Below are 14,625 nucleotides of genomic sequence, written 5' to 3'. Positions count from 1 at the left end.
TCCCGGACGGACAACCGAGAGGAACACGACAATGCGAGAACTCGTCGAAACGGCGTTCATGGCGATCCACACTCCTCTGGTGAACGCATACACCATTCTCATCAACATGATTCCCAGCTGATTCCACAGCGGCGCCGGGAGTTCTCCCGGCGCCGCTCCCGCACACCCGGACCAGGCCGAGGAAGGCACGATGGGCATCACGTACTCGAGCGTCGTCGACGCGCCACGCCGCGACGTCTTCGATTGGCACAGCCGACCGGGTGCGGTCAGGCGCCTGCTCCCCCCGTGGCAGCCGCTGCGGGTGATCACCGAATCCGACTCCCTCGAGTCGGGCCGGGCCGTCCTCGGCCTGCCGGGCGGATTGCGCTGGATCGCCGATCACCAGCCCGACGCCTACGACCCGCCCGCACGGTTCGTCGACAGCGTCGGCCGCGACGGGCTCACGTCGCTGCCCGCGGGGATCGCCGTGTCGTGGCGGCACGAGCACACCTTCGAGGCCCTCGGCGACCGTCGCACCCGCGTCACCGACCGGGTCGACACGCCCGTCCCGGAGCAGCTGCTGAAGCAGACCTTCCTCTACCGGCACCGTCAGCTCGCCGACGACCTCGCCGCCCACCAATGGTCACACGAGCAGGGGGTGCGGCCCGCCACGGTCGCCGTCACCGGGACGTCGGGCCTGGTCGGCACCGCACTGACCGCATACCTGAGCACCGGCGGCTATCACGTCGTCAGCCTCGTACGCGGCGAACCGCGCGGCGACGACGAACGTCGCTGGGATCCGAACGACCCCGCACCCGACCTGCTCGAGGGGATCGACGCCGTCGTCCACCTCGCCGGCGCCTCGATCTCCGGGCGCTTCAGCGACGCTCACAAGACCGCGATCCGGGACAGCAGGATCGAACCCACCCGGCTGCTGGCCGATCTCGCGGCACGCACTCCGAACGGACCCGCGACGTTCGTGTCCGCGTCGGCGATCGGGTTCTACGGCTACGACCGCGGCGACGAGCCGCTCACCGAGGATGCGCAGCGCGGCACCGGGTTCCTCGCCGACGTCGTCGCCGACTGGGAGGCCGCCACCGCGCCCGCCGCCGCGGGCGGGCTGCGCGTGGTACTGGTGCGGACCGGGATCGTGCAGACACCGCGCGGCGGGCCGCTGCAGTTGCAACGCCCCCTGTTCGAGGCCGGGCTCGGCGGCCGGCTCGGCACCGGCCGGCAGTGGCTGTCGTGGATCGACCTCGACGACCTGCTCGACGTCTACCACCGGGCCCTCGCCGACCCCCGCATCGCGGGCCCCATCAATGCCGTTGCACCGGAGCCGGTTCGCAACGACGAATACACCCGCACCCTGGCGCGGGTGCTGCACCGGCCGGCGCTGCTGCCGGTGCCCGGGTTCGGACCGCGGCTGCTGCTCGGCGAGGAAGGCGCGCGTGAGGTCGCCACGGCCGATCAGTGCGTCGTCCCGCGGTGCCTGGTCGACCACGGGCACCGCTTCCGCCGGCCGAAGCTCGAGGCCTGCCTGCGGCACCAACTCGGCCACATCGTGGAGAACGGATGAGTGGAGAACGGATGAGCTCCCCTCCGCTGCGCATCCTCGTCACCGGGGCGACCGGCTACATCGGGGGCCGGCTCGCCCCGCTGCTGATCGACGCGGGGCACCGGGTGCGGGTACTGGCCCGGACCCCCGACAAGTTGCGGGACGTGCCGTGGGCCGGCGACGTCGAGATCGTGCGCGGCGACCTGACCGACCCGGAGTCCCTGGCCGTCGCCTGCCGGGACATCGACGTCCTGTACTACCTGGTGCATTCGATGGGCGGGCGCGGCGAATTCATCGACACCGAACGCGCCGAGGCCGAGAACGTCGCCGCCGCCGCCCGGGCGGCCGGGGTGCAGCGCATCGTGTATCTCGGTGGGCTGCACCCGGACACGGCCGATCTCTCCACGCATCTGCGTTCCCGGGAGCAGGTGGGCCGGATCCTCGTGGAGTCCGGCGTGCCCACCCTGGTGCTGCAGGCCGGGGTGGTGATCGGTTCGGGCTCAGCGTCGTTCGAGATGATCCGGCACCTGAGCAACCGTCTGCCCCTGATGACCACCCCGAAGTGGGTGAACAACAAGATCCAGCCCATCGCGGTGCGCGACGTGCTGCACTACCTGGTGGGCGCGGCCACCGCTCCCCTCCCCCGCAGCCGCACCTACGACATCGGCGGCCCGGACGTGCTGCGCTACGGCGAGATGATGCAGGTGTACGCCGAGGTCGCGGGCCTGCGCCGGCGCCGCATCCTGGTGCTTCCCGTCCTCACCCCGAAGCTCGCGGGCCTGTGGATCGGGCTGGTCACCCCGATCCCGCCGTCGCTGGGCCGGGCGCTGATCGAGTCGCTGAGCAACGACGCGGTGGTCGCCGAACACGATATCGACGAGGTGATCCCGCCGCCGCCCGGCGGACTGACCGGCTACCGCGAGGCCGTCCGTCTGGCCCTGCACAAGCTCCAGCGCGGCGACGTCGAAACCACCTGGGCGAGCGCGTCGCCCGTCGGCGCCCCCGCCGAACCGCTGCCGTCCGACCCGCACTGGGCGGGGGAGGCGGTCTTCGTCGACGAGCGCGTTATCGACTGCGACACCGACGCCGGCACGGTGTGGGAGGTGGTCGAGAGCATCGGCGGCGAGAACGGCTGGTACTCCTTCCCGCTCGCCTGGACGATCCGCGGGTGGCTCGACCGGTTCGTCGGCGGCGTCGGTCTGTCCCGGGGCCGCCGGAACCCGCGCACCCTGCACACCGGGGACGCGCTCGACTTCTGGCGCGTCGAGCGCCTCGAACGTCCCACCCTGCTGCGGCTGCGGGCCGAGATGCGGGCGCCGGGCGGGGCGTGGCTCGAGTGGCGCATCGAGCCGCTCGATCCCGGCCGGGCCCGGCTGCACCAGCGGGCGATCTTCTTTCCGAAAGGGCTTGCAGGACGGATCTACTGGTATGCGCTCGTGCCGTTCCACGGCATCATCTTCAAGGGCATGCTCGAGAACATCGCCGGCACCGCGCACCGCACGTCGGGGCCGAATGTCACATATGGTCACGTGAAGTGATGCGGTGTGACATTCGGCCCGCGGAAGGACGGCAGTAGCCGCCGCGGCCGTCAGTTCGGCGCGGGCTGGCGCCCGTGTTCGGCCTCTCGCTGGGCCACACCCTCGGCGGACTCGGCGAAGTGCGGCGTGTCGAACACCTCGCCGCCCAGCGGATCCTCCGGGTGGGCGTCGTCTGCGATTGCGACCTGCCCGGTCTGCGCGTCGACACTGACGGAATTCGCGGGCACCTCGTGCACGGCGACGACGAGGCGGGCGGGCGCACCGGGCTCCACGACTCCGTTCCGGCTCGGATCCAGGCCGGCGAACGTGGCGGAGATTCCCGGCCGGTGGCCGGCCTTGTGCCCACCCGGGACTGCGGCCGGTTCCCGCACGGCCACCTGCAGGTACCGGGGGGCGGTGGCGACCTCGTACCGGAACGCCTTCAGCATCGACACGCACGCCAGCACCGTGACGATCGAGAACGGGACCGCCGTCACGATCGACGCCGTCTGCAGGGCGGTCAGCGACCCGCTGCCGCCGACGATCAGCAGCACCGCGGCGGCCACACCCTCGAGCACCGACCAGTAGACACGGGTGATCTTCGGTGTCTCGAGATTACCGCCGGTGGAGAGGATGTCGATCACCAGCGACCCGGAGTCCGACGACGTGACGAAGAAGAACACGACGACGACGATCGCGAGCAGACTGGTCAGGACGGACAGCGGCAGACCGTCGAGCAGCACGAACAGCGACGTGTTGGTGTCCACCGTGCCGTCGGCGGCGAGCATGTCGCCGTCGTTGCGCTGCCGCAGGATACCGGCGTTGCCGAAGATGGTGAACCACAGCGACGCGACGAGGGTGGGGGCGAGCAGGACGCCGAAGACGAACTCGCGGATCGTGCGACCGCGGGAGATGCGGGCGATGAACATGCCGACGAACGGCGCCCAGCTCATCCACCAGCCCCAGTAGAAGACGGTCCACGCCCCCGACCAGCCGTCCTCCGCGAACGGCGCGGTGCGCAGCATCAGTTCGGGCAGGGCCTGCACGTAGCCGCCGAGGTTCTGCACCCACGACTGCAACAGGAACAGCGTCGGCCCGAGCAGCAGGACGAACACCGCGAGTCCCGCCGCGAGTGCCATGTTGATGTTGGACAGCCACTTGAGGCCGCGCGAGACGCCGGACACCACCGAGAAGGTTGCCAGCCCCGTCACCCCGACGATCAGCGCGACGGTGAGCCAGTTTCCGGTCTCCACCCAGCCCAGGTAGTCGAGACCCGCGGAGATCTGCTGGACGCCGAAGCCCAGCGACGTCGCGACACCGAAAAGTGTTCCCACGATGGCGATCGCGTCGATCGCGTGCCCGATCGGACCCTCCACGCGGGCGCGCCCGAGCAGCGGTTCGAGGAGCCAGCGCACGGACAGCGGACGGCCCTTGCGGTACGTCATGTACGCCAGGCCGAGGCCGACGACGACGTAGATCGCCCACGCGTGCAGGCCCCAGTGGAACAGGGTCAGCTCCATCGCCTGGTTCGCGGCGGCGTCCGTGGAGCCGGGGATGCGTCCCGCCTGCGGGGGATCCACGTAGTGCGACAGGGGTTCCGCGACACCGTAGAACACCAGTCCGATACCCATGCCGGCGCTGAAGAGCATCGCGAACCACGAGAAGGTTCCGAACTCGGGTTGCTCGTCGTCGCGGCCGAGCTTGATGTTGCCGATGCGGCTGATCCCGCAGTACAGCGCGAAGATCACGAATCCGGTGGCGATCAGGATGTACCACCAGCCGACGCCGTCGGTGACGGCGCGGTTGAGCGAATCGAACGCCCCCTCGGCCGACCCTGCGTAGACGACCGCAAAGGCGATCAGCCCCAGGATCACCAGCGAGGCGGGGACGAACACGGGCTTGCGCAAGCCTCGCCATGCGTCGCGAATCATCTTCACCAGCTCCTCGTATCGCGGCGAGCCGGATCCGGCGCTCGGAGGGCTCACCCACGTCGCGAATCGAACCTAACAGAGCCGGCGCGCGCCCGCGGGAAACGCAGCCGAGCACCCGGGCCACCCCCGCCGGGGGCCGAATGTCACATGCGATCGATCGAGCTGATGCACTGTGACATTCGGCCGGGCGGAGCGGCACCGGTACGAGTCCGGTACGCGCAGAAGGCGGTTCACACGGTGCAGAGCGGTTTGATCTCCTGCAGGCCCTCCGTGGTGGGCGAGGTGAGCATGAGGCAGCTGTTGTAGCCCTGCTGCTCGACCACGGTCCGGATCTGCTGCCACGCAGCGTCGTCCACGACGGGCGAACGCGACAGTACGAACCCGGAGATCCGGGTCGGGTCCCCCACGAACGCCCACGAGTAGTCGTCCGCGAGGTAGCTCACGATGTAGTTGCTCGGACCGTCCAGCGAATCCTGGGACGGCACACCGGGGAAGCTCACGTGCAGCGACGCGGTGTCGTTGACCCGCGCGTTGCCGACGATCCCCCGTCGCTCACCGGTGACCGTGGTGCACGAGTTCTCCACCCGCACGTTGCGCTCGTCGAGCAGGGTGTAGTTCGCCGTGGTGTCGCGCACGCAGTCGAGATTGAACGGCGCGGGATTGGCGGCCAGCTGATACCAGGTGCCCATGTACCGGTTCACGTCCAGCTCCGCCACCGGGGTGAGCGGGGCTGCCTGCGCCGGTGCCGCCATGAGGGCGGCGCCCGCGGCGGCCAGGACGGCCGCCGCGAGGCCTCGGATCGTTCGTCTCACGTCGCTCCTCGGGAGTTACCGGGTCCGGGTCACTGCTGCGGCGCCGGCGGCAGCAGGACGGTGTCGATGAGGTAGACGGTCGCGTTGGCCGTCTTCACGCCGCCACAGATAACGTTGGCGTCGTTCACCTTCCATTCGTCGCCTTCACCGGTCACCTCGACGGTACCGCCCTGAACGGTGGTCTGGGTACCTTCGATGTCCGACGGCGCGATCTGGCCGGGCACGACATGGTAGGTGAGAATGGTGGTGAGGGTGGCCGTATCGGTCTTCAGGCTCTCGATGGTTGCCGGATCGACCTTGGCGAAGGCGTCGTCGACCGGCGCGAACACGGTGAACTCGCCGCTGTTGAGCGTGTCGACGAGATTCACCTGCGGGTTGAGCTGCCCGCTGATCGCCGCGTTCAACTGGGTCAGAATCGGAATGTCGGCGACGGCAGTCCCGACGGGTTGCTGCGCGATGGCCTCCAGCGAACCCGGCCCGCTGGGAACCTGCTCGGCGTACGCGGCGCAACCCGGACCCACCGGGGCCGACGCCATGGCCTCGGTGGTGGGCGACATCGCCGACGTGGCGCTCTCCATCGCCGACGTAGCCGACGTAGCCGACGACGAACCCGAGTCGTCGGACGAGCACGCCGCGACACCCATCATCGCCATTGCGCCGATTCCGACTGCCGCCAAGCTCTTTCGCGTGTTGATAACCATGGCCCCAATTCCCTTCGGTGTCGTGGTCCTTGCGACCACGTCGGTCAGGTGTGTCATCTGCCATTCGGCGCGGACGGAAGGGCGGATGGGTGGATCTGCAAGATTTTTTCGACCCATCCGATTCCGGCCGCGCTCCGAACACCCGGCATGGAGATTGCATCGAACCGGCCCCGCGCACACGTGCTGGTTCTTCCGGGTGGCAAGCCGGCCAGCACGGCCGCCGCCCGGCCGTGGCACCTGTCCGCGCTGCGGATGACCTTGCTGACCGAATCCCTGCGCTCCCGGCTGAGCATGTACGACATCACCGTCGGGCAGGTGCGCTACACCCACCGCGGATGGAACGGGGACCGGATGAGTCCCGTCCACGACGCCCTGCGCGCCCTCGACGAAGTGCACCGGCGGCGCGGCGACGTCCGGATCGGGCTCGTGGGCCACTCCATGGGCGGAAGGGTGGCGGCCCACCTCGCGGCACAGCCCGGCGTCGGGGCCGTCGTCGCGCTGGCACCGTGGTGGCCCGACAACGACGGCGCTCTCGTCCCCCCCGAGCGACGGCTGCTGGTGGTGCACGGTACCGCCGACACGAGGTGCGATCCGCGCCTGAGCGCGGTTCAGGCGGCCCAGGCCCGCGGACGCGGCGTCGACGCCCAGTTCCGGCCGCTCGCGGGGGCCGGCCACTTCCTGCTCACCAAGCCGGGCTGGTGGCATGCCGTCACCGCCGAGTTCCTCCGTGAATCCCTGGCCCCGGCCGGCCGGCGGGCAGGAGGAGACCATGCCTGACACCCCGCGCGACGTCGCAGTGCTCGGCAGCGGTGGCGCCGGCCGGCCGGAACGGGCCGGCGGCGTCGCGCTCGAGAATTCGTTCCGGAGGTGATCGCCTTGCTCGATTCGACTCTTGCCTCGCCCGCCGGCCCCGGCCGCCCGAACGGACCGGCCGAGGACGGCTTGAGCCGCCCGAATCGCCCGACTAGGCTTTCGCTCGATGAGCGGACAGGGCCGATGACCGGCGTCGGCGGACGTACCGACACACTCGATGCGCTGCTCGCGCGCGTGGCGGTGCAGGACGCGGCTGCATTCGCCGAGTTCTACGACCTGACCCGCGCCCGCGTGTACGGCATGATCCTGCGCGTCCTGCGCGATCCCGGCTACAGCGAGGAGACGGCGCAGGAGGTCTACCTGCAGGTCTGGCGTTCCGCCTCCGGTTTCGACGCCGCCCAGGGTTCGGCCCTGTCCTGGCTGATCACCCTGGCGCACCGCCGGGCCGTCGACCGGGTGCGGTCCGAGCAGTCCGGGGCCGACCGCGAGGCACGCTACGGCGCGAGCAACGTCGACGCGGCGTTCGACGTCGTCAGCGAGGAGGCGGCCCGGCGCGAGGACCGGCAGCAGGTCGCCCACTGTCTGGGCACGCTGACCGATCTGCAGCGTCGGTCCGTCGAACTCGCCTACTTCGGTGGGCTGACGTACCGCGAGGTGTCCGAACAACTTTCGGTCACGCTACCGACCGTGAAATCGAGAATCCGAGACGGACTGCTCCGTCTACGCAAGTGTCTGGGGGTGCAGGGCGATGACGAGTGAGGCCCGGCCCGGTTTCGGCGATGTGGACCGCGAACTGATCGACCTCGCGGTCGTGTACGCGCTCGACGCGGTGTCCGATGCCGAACGCCGCGACATCGAGTCCCGGGTGGCCGAAGCCGCTCCCGAGGTGGCGGCGGCGTTCGCCCGGGAGACGGCGGCCGTCCGGGAGACCATGGCCGTGGTGTCGGCGTCGACGGCCACCGAGCCGCCGGCCGGACTGCGCGAGCGTCTGCTGGACGCGATCGCCGCCGAATCCGGCCCGCAGGCGCCGCCCGTCGCACCGATCTCGCTGGACGAGCGGCGCGGCCGGCGCCGCAACTTCCTGCTCGCCGCGGCGGCCGCACTGCTGGTCGCCGTGGGTGGATTCGCCGTCGTCGCCCAGTTGCAGGAGGGCACCGCACCCACCTCGGCGCAGGTGTTCGCGGCGGAGGACGTGCGCACCACGTCGGGTGAGATCGAGGGCGGCGGAGTCGCCACGGTGGTGTACTCGAAGGAAGCCGACGCCGGGGTGCTGGTGATGAACAACGTGGCGCCGCCCGCCGAGGGCAGCGTCTACCAGATGTGGCTGATCACCCCCGAGGGCCCGGAGTCCGCGGGCATCATGGACGCCGAGGCGGTGGCGCCGTCCACCACGGCCGTCCTCGAGGGTGTCGGGCATTCGACCGCCCTGGCATTCAGCATCGAACCGCCGGGCGGGTCGGCGCAGCCGACGCAGATCTTCGCCCAACTGCCGCTGGGCTGACCCGGGGGACGGAATCGCCCGCACCTCGCGGCGGCTCAGCGCTGTGCCGATCGGACCAGTTCGATCAGAAGGGAGCGCAAGGTGGCGGGGTCGGACACCACCGCGGTCGGCTGCGCATCGGTGCGCTCGAGTTCGATCATCGCCCGGTACAGCTCGTACCCCGATTCGGTGATCCGGACGCGCATGCGCCGCTCGTCGGCGGGATCGACGGTGCGCGTGGCGAATCCGGACCGCTCGAGGTGCTCGACGGTCCGGCTCATCGTCTGGTCGGTCACGCGGCAGGCCCGGGCGATCTCCCGCTGGGAGCGCGGACCGTCGGCGATCGTGTGCAGGGCCACCAGCCCGGCGTGGGTGAGACCGTGGGCGCGCAGAGTCGATTCCCAGGCCTGCTCCACCAGCCGGGCGGCCGTGGACAGCAGCCGGCCGGTCGGCCAGCTCTCGAGATCGTCGGTCATGAGATACCTTTTCACTATTGTTCAGCTAGCTGAGTAATCTGGGCTCGGCGTACTCGCATTCTCCTGGAGGAAGATTGAACACCGTCACCGCGCCGGCGCGTTCACCTCGTCGCATCCGCTGGCTGCTGCCGGCGCTGCTGCTCATCGCGTGGCTCGCGATCGCCGGCGCCGGCGGTCCCTTCGCCGGCAAGCTCAGCGAGGTCCAGCAGAACGACAACAGTTCGTTCCTCCCGGCCTCCGCGGAATCCACCCGGGCGGGCGAGCTCTATGCGGACTTCACCGACACCCGGTACGTGCCCGCGATCGTCGTCGCCGAACGCCCCTCCGGCATCACCCCCGACGACCTTGCCTACCTCGCGGGGGCGTCGGCCGGCCCGCCGCCGGTCCCGTCGCAGGACGGTCAGGCCGCGCGGATGATCGTGCCGATCGACAGCACCGGAGAGGTCGGGGACGCCGTCGACGAACTGCGCGCCGAGCTTGCCGATCCGCCCGAGGGGCTGACGATCTACGTCACCGGTCCCGCCGGGCAGATCGCCGATCTGACGACGGCGTTCGAGGGCATCGACGGCCTGCTGCTGCTGGTCGCCGGTGGGGTGGTGCTGCTGATCCTCGTCGTCGTCTACCGCAGTCCCCTGCTGCCGTTCGTGGTAATCCTCTCGGCGGTGTTCGCCCTCGCGCTGGCGAGCCTGCTCGTGTACCTGCTGGCCGACGCCGACGTCATCGCCCTCAACGGACAGAGCCAGGGCATCCTGTTCATCCTCGTCTTCGGCGCCGCGACCGACTATGCGCTGCTGCTGGTGTCCCGCTACCGCGAGGAACTGCGCCTCGAACAGGACCGGTTCGCCGCGATGCGCACCGCGTGGCGGGCCACGCTGGAACCGATCGCCGCGTCGGCGGGCACCGTCATCGCCGGCGTGCTGTGCCTGTTGCTGTCCGACCTGAACTCCAACCGCGGCCTCGGCCCCGTCGCCGCGATCGGCATCGTCGCCTCGTTCGTCGCCTCCATGACGTTCCTGCCGTCCGCACTGGTGCTCCTCGGCCGGGCCGCGTTCTGGCCGAAGCGGCCGACGGCCGACCCCGACGCCGATCGGGACGACCTGGCGTCGGCGCACCGGTTCTGGAACGGGCTCGCACAGCGGGTCGGCGCCCATCCGCGGCGGATCTGGGTGGTGTCGAGCCTCGTCCTCGTCGGCTTCGCGATGCTGCTGCCGCAGTTCAAGGCCGACGGCGTCGCCCAGTCGGAGATCTTCCTGCTCGAGACCGACTACGTGACCGGCCAGGAGATGCTCGGCAGGCACTTCGACGCCGGCACCGGCTCCCCCACCGTGATCATCACCCGCGAGTCCGCGGCCGGCGACGTCGCCGCCGCCGCCCGCGTCGAGGGCGTCACCGAGGTGGCGCCGGTGACCGGCCCGGACGGTGCGACGACCGTCGTCGACGGCCGCGTCGCGCTGCAGGCGACCCTCTCGGATCCCGCCGACTCGCCGGCCGCCGAGAACACCGTCGAGCGCATCCGCGACGCGGTCGGCGGAGTGCCGGGGGCCGAGGCCCTCGTGGGCGGGACCACGGCGGTCGATCTGGACACCAAGAACACCGCCACCCGCGACCGCACGGTGATCATTCCCGTCGTCATCGCGGTGGTGCTGCTGATCCTGATCCTGCTGCTGCGGGCACTCGTCGCGCCGGTGCTGCTGATGCTGACGGTCGTCGTGTCCTTCGCGGCGACCCTCGGCGTGTCGTCGCTGGTCTTCGACCATCTGCTCGGGTTCCCCGGCGCCGACCCGGTGGTGCCGCTGTTCGGCTTCGTCTTCCTCGTCGCGCTGGGCATCGACTACAACATCTTCCTGATGACCCGGGTGCGGGAGGAGAGCGCCCGGGTGGGCACCCGGCGCGGCACGCTGCGGGCCCTGACCGTGACCGGCGGGGTGATCACCTCCGCAGGCATCGTCCTGGCCGCGACGTTCTCGGCGCTGGCGGTGATCCCGCTGCTGTTCCTCGCGCAGATCGCGTTCATCGTCGCGTTCGGCGTGCTGCTCGACGCACTGCTGGTCCGGTCGCTGCTCGTGCCGGCACTGACGATCGACATCGGAAAGCGGATCTGGTGGCCGAGCACGCTCGCGCGCAGGGAACCGGAGGAGGTGGGCTGACACGGCCGGCCTGGTTGCTCACCCGTACCGAGTTCGGGTGGAATCGACACGACGCAGCGCGCGAAGGCACGGAGAACGACCTCCGGCCGTACCGACGCGCTCGAGAAGGAGACAGCTCGCGATGCAGATCCAGCTCAACAAGGACAGCCACATCCAGATCGACGACGACATCGCCCGTCGCCTCGAGGAGGAGTTGGAGTCCGCACTGAACCGGTTCGCCGACCGGATCACCCGGGTGGAGATCCACCTCAGCGACGAGAACGCGGACAAGTTCGGCACCACGGACAAGCGTTGTCTCCTCGAGGCGCGGATCGCCGGCCAGCAACCGATCGCGGTCACCCACAACGCGGGATCGGTGAAGGAGGCCTTCGACGGCGCCGTGCACCGCCTCCGCAGCCTGCTCGATTCCAAGCTCGGCCGCTCGACCGACCACAAGGGCGGCCCCTCCATCCGTCACATGGAGGTCGACGAGTAGACGACTCTCCCGGGAGTCGTCGGGACGAGAATCGCCGCGCCGCAGTTCCTCGTTCCGTACCGTCGACCGTTCAGGACGGCACGACGTGTCCCGCAACACCGCCCCCGACGGCATTGCGGGACACGCCGGGGGCCGCCGACCCGGCACGGCAGGTATCACCGGCGCGGACACGACCCCACGGGACCGAGCGTGTTCAGCTCAACCCGACACCGAGACCGAACGTCACGCTCAGCCACTTGAGGAACGCGCTGAATGCGACGCCCAGATCGAATCCGGCAGACATCGGACTCTCCTTCACCCTCGAAGATCCCGACCCGACCTCAGTGTATTATCCTCGAAAGAGTCACACCACCAACGGATTTCGGGCAAATACCCCAGAGGGGACTTCTCGGGCGGTGGCGCGGGCTACGGCCCGAACCCCCACCACCTCGAAAATTGCGTCCCCGGCGACGCCGCCACCGCGGGCGGGTACCGACGCCGGGCGCCGTTCCGGCGAACTGGACTTTATTTTTTTGTTGGGTATGGTCGTGGCCAGTTTGCGATTGCCGATTCGGAAAGGATTGACAATGGCCGCCAAGCCCGCCGTCAAGAGTTCCAAACAGTCCGCCCGCACCCTGAAGGAGCGGCGCGCGGAAAAACGAGCCAAGGCGCTCGAGTCCACCCAGTTCCTCCGCAAGCGGAAGAGCTGACCGCGGATCGACGACGACCGATCCGAACGAAATGGATTTCACAACAACAGTTCTCGAGAGACTCTACGCGCAGCTCGGAATCGAGATCGCCCTCGTGGACCCCGGGGACGAATTCCTTCCGGGATATCACCGGGGAATTCGGACCGCGCGACTGTACGTCCTCGACGAATTGGCTCGCCATTCCGCACTGCCTGCCACCATCAGAAAAACGACGAGAGAATCGCACCTCCCATGAACACGGCACAGCACGCGCTCGGGAGAATTCGAGCGAACCTGGAAAATGATCTGGAGACACTCGCCCGCGCCGAGCACACCCGCGGGTTCCGCCGGGGACTGCGTGAGGCGTTGACTCGCGTGACGGAACTCGAGGACGCCACCGCCGCGGGCTGACCCTCCGGATCCCTCCGCCCCGGCCCGGGCGCTGCGTCCCCGGGCCGGGGCGGAGCGCTTCGCGCCGGAGGCGCCGACCTCGTCCCCGTGCCGAAAGCGAAGAATCAGATGCCGCGCCGGTATACCGATGTTGTTGCCACGCACGCCGAACCGATGCCCTCCCCGGCTCGGGCCGGGGTGCTGAAGGTGATGTTCCTGCCGCTGGACGTCGCAGCGAGCAGGCTTCCTCCCGCCGCCGTTCCCGCCGTTGCCGGCACGGAGCCGTTCCTCCCGGCACGCATAGCCGACGCGCCCGGTGCCGATCACGTCGAGCGGGCACCGAGCCTGCTGGCGTTCCGGCACCTCACGGATCCCGGCGACGGCCCCGTCGCCTTCGGTCCGGTCCGGCGTCCGGCGGCGAACACTCCACCGTCGGCGCCCGGCCGGACCCGTGTCGGCGCGCCCGGCGCGTGTGCGTCCCTGTGGGAGGTGCCCGGCGGCGGACTGGTGCTGGTGTGCGAGGAGTTGACCGCCGAGGCGCCCGGCACCGTGCTGACCTGGCACAGCGATCCCCTCTTCGACGGTGCCGACACCGGATTCCGTCGTGCGCTCGACGCATTTCTGGCGCCGTTCCGGGTGACCGCCGATGCCGGCCTGGTCGACGTGTTCCCCCGGCTCGACACCCGGCTGCCCGACCCCGCGGTGTACCGCCCGCTCCGCGAGGTGGTCGTTCGCACCGCTCGTTCCCTTGCGGGCGAGCGCACCGTCGAGGGACTGGTTGTGGAGGTCGCCGGGGACGGGTTCGATGCGGTGCGCCGGCTCGTCGGACCTCCCCGCTCCGGCACCCTCGCCGACGGGGTGTCGCGGGCATCCGGACGGTTGCGCACCTGGCATCCGGAACCGTTGGCCGATGCGCCGGTGCGGGCCGGGGCGCGGCTGGGCGTCCGCGACGACGCCCGGGCGATGCTCGTCGATCTCGGCGCCGCAGACCGTCACGGTTACCTCGGGGAAGGCACCCGCGAGATGCTCTACCACCTGATCTGCTGGGTCGGCGCCCGGGCACACCTGCACACCGATCGGCGCCGGCTGCTCGGGCACCTGCGCACCCACCGCTCATACGACCGTGCGCAGCTCCTCACCGCGCTCGACGAGGTGGCCGACGTGCGTGCGCGCCTGGTCGAGGTGGCGCTGCTGTGCGCTCCCCCCGACGACGCGCCGGGACGGATCGCGCCGACGCGGTTGCGCTCGCTGCTCGCACACCGGGCGAGCGCGGAGATCGACGGGGCACGAGCCGAGTTGACCGAGCTGTGCGCCACCGCCGACCTGGTGCTGCACCGGCGCCTGCACACCGCTCGCCCCCGGCCGCAGCCGCTGCCCGCCGCGCCCGCCGTCCTGTCGGCGATCGCACTTCCGGCAGCGGCGACGGCGGCGCTGCTCGTCCCGCTGCAGCATCTGCACCCCCCGGCGCTCGTGCCGGCCGCCGTGTCCGCCGCCCTGGCCGTGGCGTTCCTGGCGGCGCCGCGACGAGACGGTGATGCCGCCGGACTCGTGCCGTTCCGGCGTCGGGGCCCGCGGGCGCTGCGCCGCAGGGACGCCGGACCCGGGGTGTAGAGAATTCGTCAGGACATCGGCCGCGGGCGTCAAGATTCCGTATGGATCGCGGTCCGCGGACGGGCGCGGT

14 protein-coding genes are annotated in these 14,625 nt (G+C 70.3%); 10 read left to right on the top strand and 4 right to left on the bottom strand.

Features of this window, described 5'->3' with window-relative positions:
* Window positions 1-190 precede the first annotated feature (190 nt).
* Window positions 191-1,555 carry a TIGR01777 family oxidoreductase gene (locus HFP48_RS00565; protein ID WP_006931521.1) on the top strand — a complete coding sequence of 455 codons (1,365 nt, stop codon included), beginning with the start codon at window positions 191-193 and terminating at the stop codon, window positions 1,553-1,555.
* 11 nt (window positions 1,556-1,566) lie between these two features.
* Complete coding sequence (locus tag HFP48_RS00560; RefSeq protein ID WP_168578855.1) at window positions 1,567-3,072, top strand: SDR family oxidoreductase; 1,506 nt, start codon at window positions 1,567-1,569, stop codon at window positions 3,070-3,072.
* Window positions 3,073-3,122: 50 nt separating this feature from the next.
* Here HFP48_RS00560 and HFP48_RS00555 read toward each other — a convergent pair whose 3' ends face one another.
* The 3 genes from HFP48_RS00555 to HFP48_RS00545 all read right to left on the bottom strand — a co-directional run bounded on the left by HFP48_RS00555 (window position 3,123) and on the right by HFP48_RS00545 (window position 6,495).
* Window positions 3,123-4,988, bottom strand: a complete 1,866-nt coding sequence (locus HFP48_RS00555) for a BCCT family transporter (RefSeq protein WP_210432791.1) — start codon at window positions 4,986-4,988, stop codon at window positions 3,123-3,125.
* A 224-nt stretch (window positions 4,989-5,212) separates the two neighbouring features.
* Entirely contained in the window at window positions 5,213-5,794 is a 582-nt protein-coding gene (locus HFP48_RS00550) for a lipocalin family protein (protein WP_072633865.1), read from the bottom strand.
* Window positions 5,795-5,823: 29 nt separating this feature from the next.
* Window positions 5,824-6,495 carry a fasciclin domain-containing protein gene (locus HFP48_RS00545; protein WP_168580489.1) on the bottom strand — a complete coding sequence of 224 codons (672 nt, stop codon included), beginning with the start codon at window positions 6,493-6,495 and terminating at the stop codon, window positions 5,824-5,826.
* A gap of 147 nt (window positions 6,496-6,642) precedes the next feature.
* On the opposite strand from HFP48_RS00545, the gene HFP48_RS00540 reads away from it, so the two are divergent.
* The 3 genes from HFP48_RS00540 (at window position 6,643) to HFP48_RS00530 (ending at window position 8,809) form a co-directional block, all read left to right on the top strand.
* Window positions 6,643-7,272 (top strand): dienelactone hydrolase family protein, encoded by a 630-nt coding sequence (locus HFP48_RS00540; RefSeq protein WP_029546843.1) that lies wholly within the window; start codon window positions 6,643-6,645, stop codon window positions 7,270-7,272.
* Between the two features lie 219 nt (window positions 7,273-7,491).
* Window positions 7,492-8,067 (top strand): sigma-70 family RNA polymerase sigma factor, encoded by a 576-nt coding sequence (locus HFP48_RS00535; protein ID WP_006931514.1) that lies wholly within the window; start codon window positions 7,492-7,494, stop codon window positions 8,065-8,067.
* A complete protein-coding gene (locus HFP48_RS00530; protein ID WP_006931512.1) occupies window positions 8,057-8,809 on the top strand; it encodes an anti-sigma factor in 753 nt (250 codons plus the stop codon). The genes HFP48_RS00535 and HFP48_RS00530 overlap by 11 nt, the downstream gene beginning before the upstream one ends.
* 35 nt (window positions 8,810-8,844) lie before the next feature.
* Here the strand turns inward: HFP48_RS00530 and HFP48_RS00525 are convergent, their stop codons facing one another.
* Window positions 8,845-9,264: a MarR family transcriptional regulator gene (locus HFP48_RS00525; RefSeq protein WP_006931511.1), complete on the bottom strand. Its 420-nt coding sequence runs from the start codon at window positions 9,262-9,264 to the stop codon at window positions 8,845-8,847.
* Window positions 9,265-9,338: 74 nt separating this feature from the next.
* Here HFP48_RS00525 and HFP48_RS00520 point away from each other — a divergent pair, with 74 nt between their 5' ends.
* The 5 genes from HFP48_RS00520 (at window position 9,339) to HFP48_RS00505 (ending at window position 14,555) form a co-directional block, all read left to right on the top strand.
* Window positions 9,339-11,411, top strand: a complete 2,073-nt coding sequence (locus tag HFP48_RS00520; protein WP_029546841.1) for an MMPL family transporter — start codon at window positions 9,339-9,341, stop codon at window positions 11,409-11,411.
* Window positions 11,412-11,532: 121 nt separating this feature from the next.
* A complete protein-coding gene (locus HFP48_RS00515) occupies window positions 11,533-11,886 on the top strand; it encodes an HPF/RaiA family ribosome-associated protein (protein WP_006931507.1) in 354 nt (117 codons plus the stop codon).
* A 566-nt stretch (window positions 11,887-12,452) separates the two neighbouring features.
* Window positions 12,453-12,575 (top strand): hypothetical protein, encoded by a 123-nt coding sequence (locus HFP48_RS32025; RefSeq protein ID WP_006931504.1) that lies wholly within the window; start codon window positions 12,453-12,455, stop codon window positions 12,573-12,575.
* Between the two features lie 231 nt (window positions 12,576-12,806).
* Window positions 12,807-12,965: a hypothetical protein gene (locus HFP48_RS00510; RefSeq protein ID WP_006931502.1), complete on the top strand. Its 159-nt coding sequence runs from the start codon at window positions 12,807-12,809 to the stop codon at window positions 12,963-12,965.
* Between the two features lie 153 nt (window positions 12,966-13,118).
* The gene (locus tag HFP48_RS00505) at window positions 13,119-14,555 is read left to right on the top strand and encodes a hypothetical protein (protein ID WP_210432790.1); all 1,437 of its coding nucleotides are present in this window, start codon (window positions 13,119-13,121) and stop codon (window positions 14,553-14,555) included.
* Window positions 14,556-14,625: the final 70 nt, after the last annotated feature.

This window comes from Rhodococcus sp. DMU1 (genome assembly GCF_012272955.1).
GTDB lineage: Bacteria > Actinomycetota > Actinomycetes > Mycobacteriales > Mycobacteriaceae > Rhodococcus > Rhodococcus aetherivorans.
The sequence above is the reverse complement of the archived record's forward strand: the minus strand, read 5'-3'. Positions and strand labels throughout refer to the sequence as shown.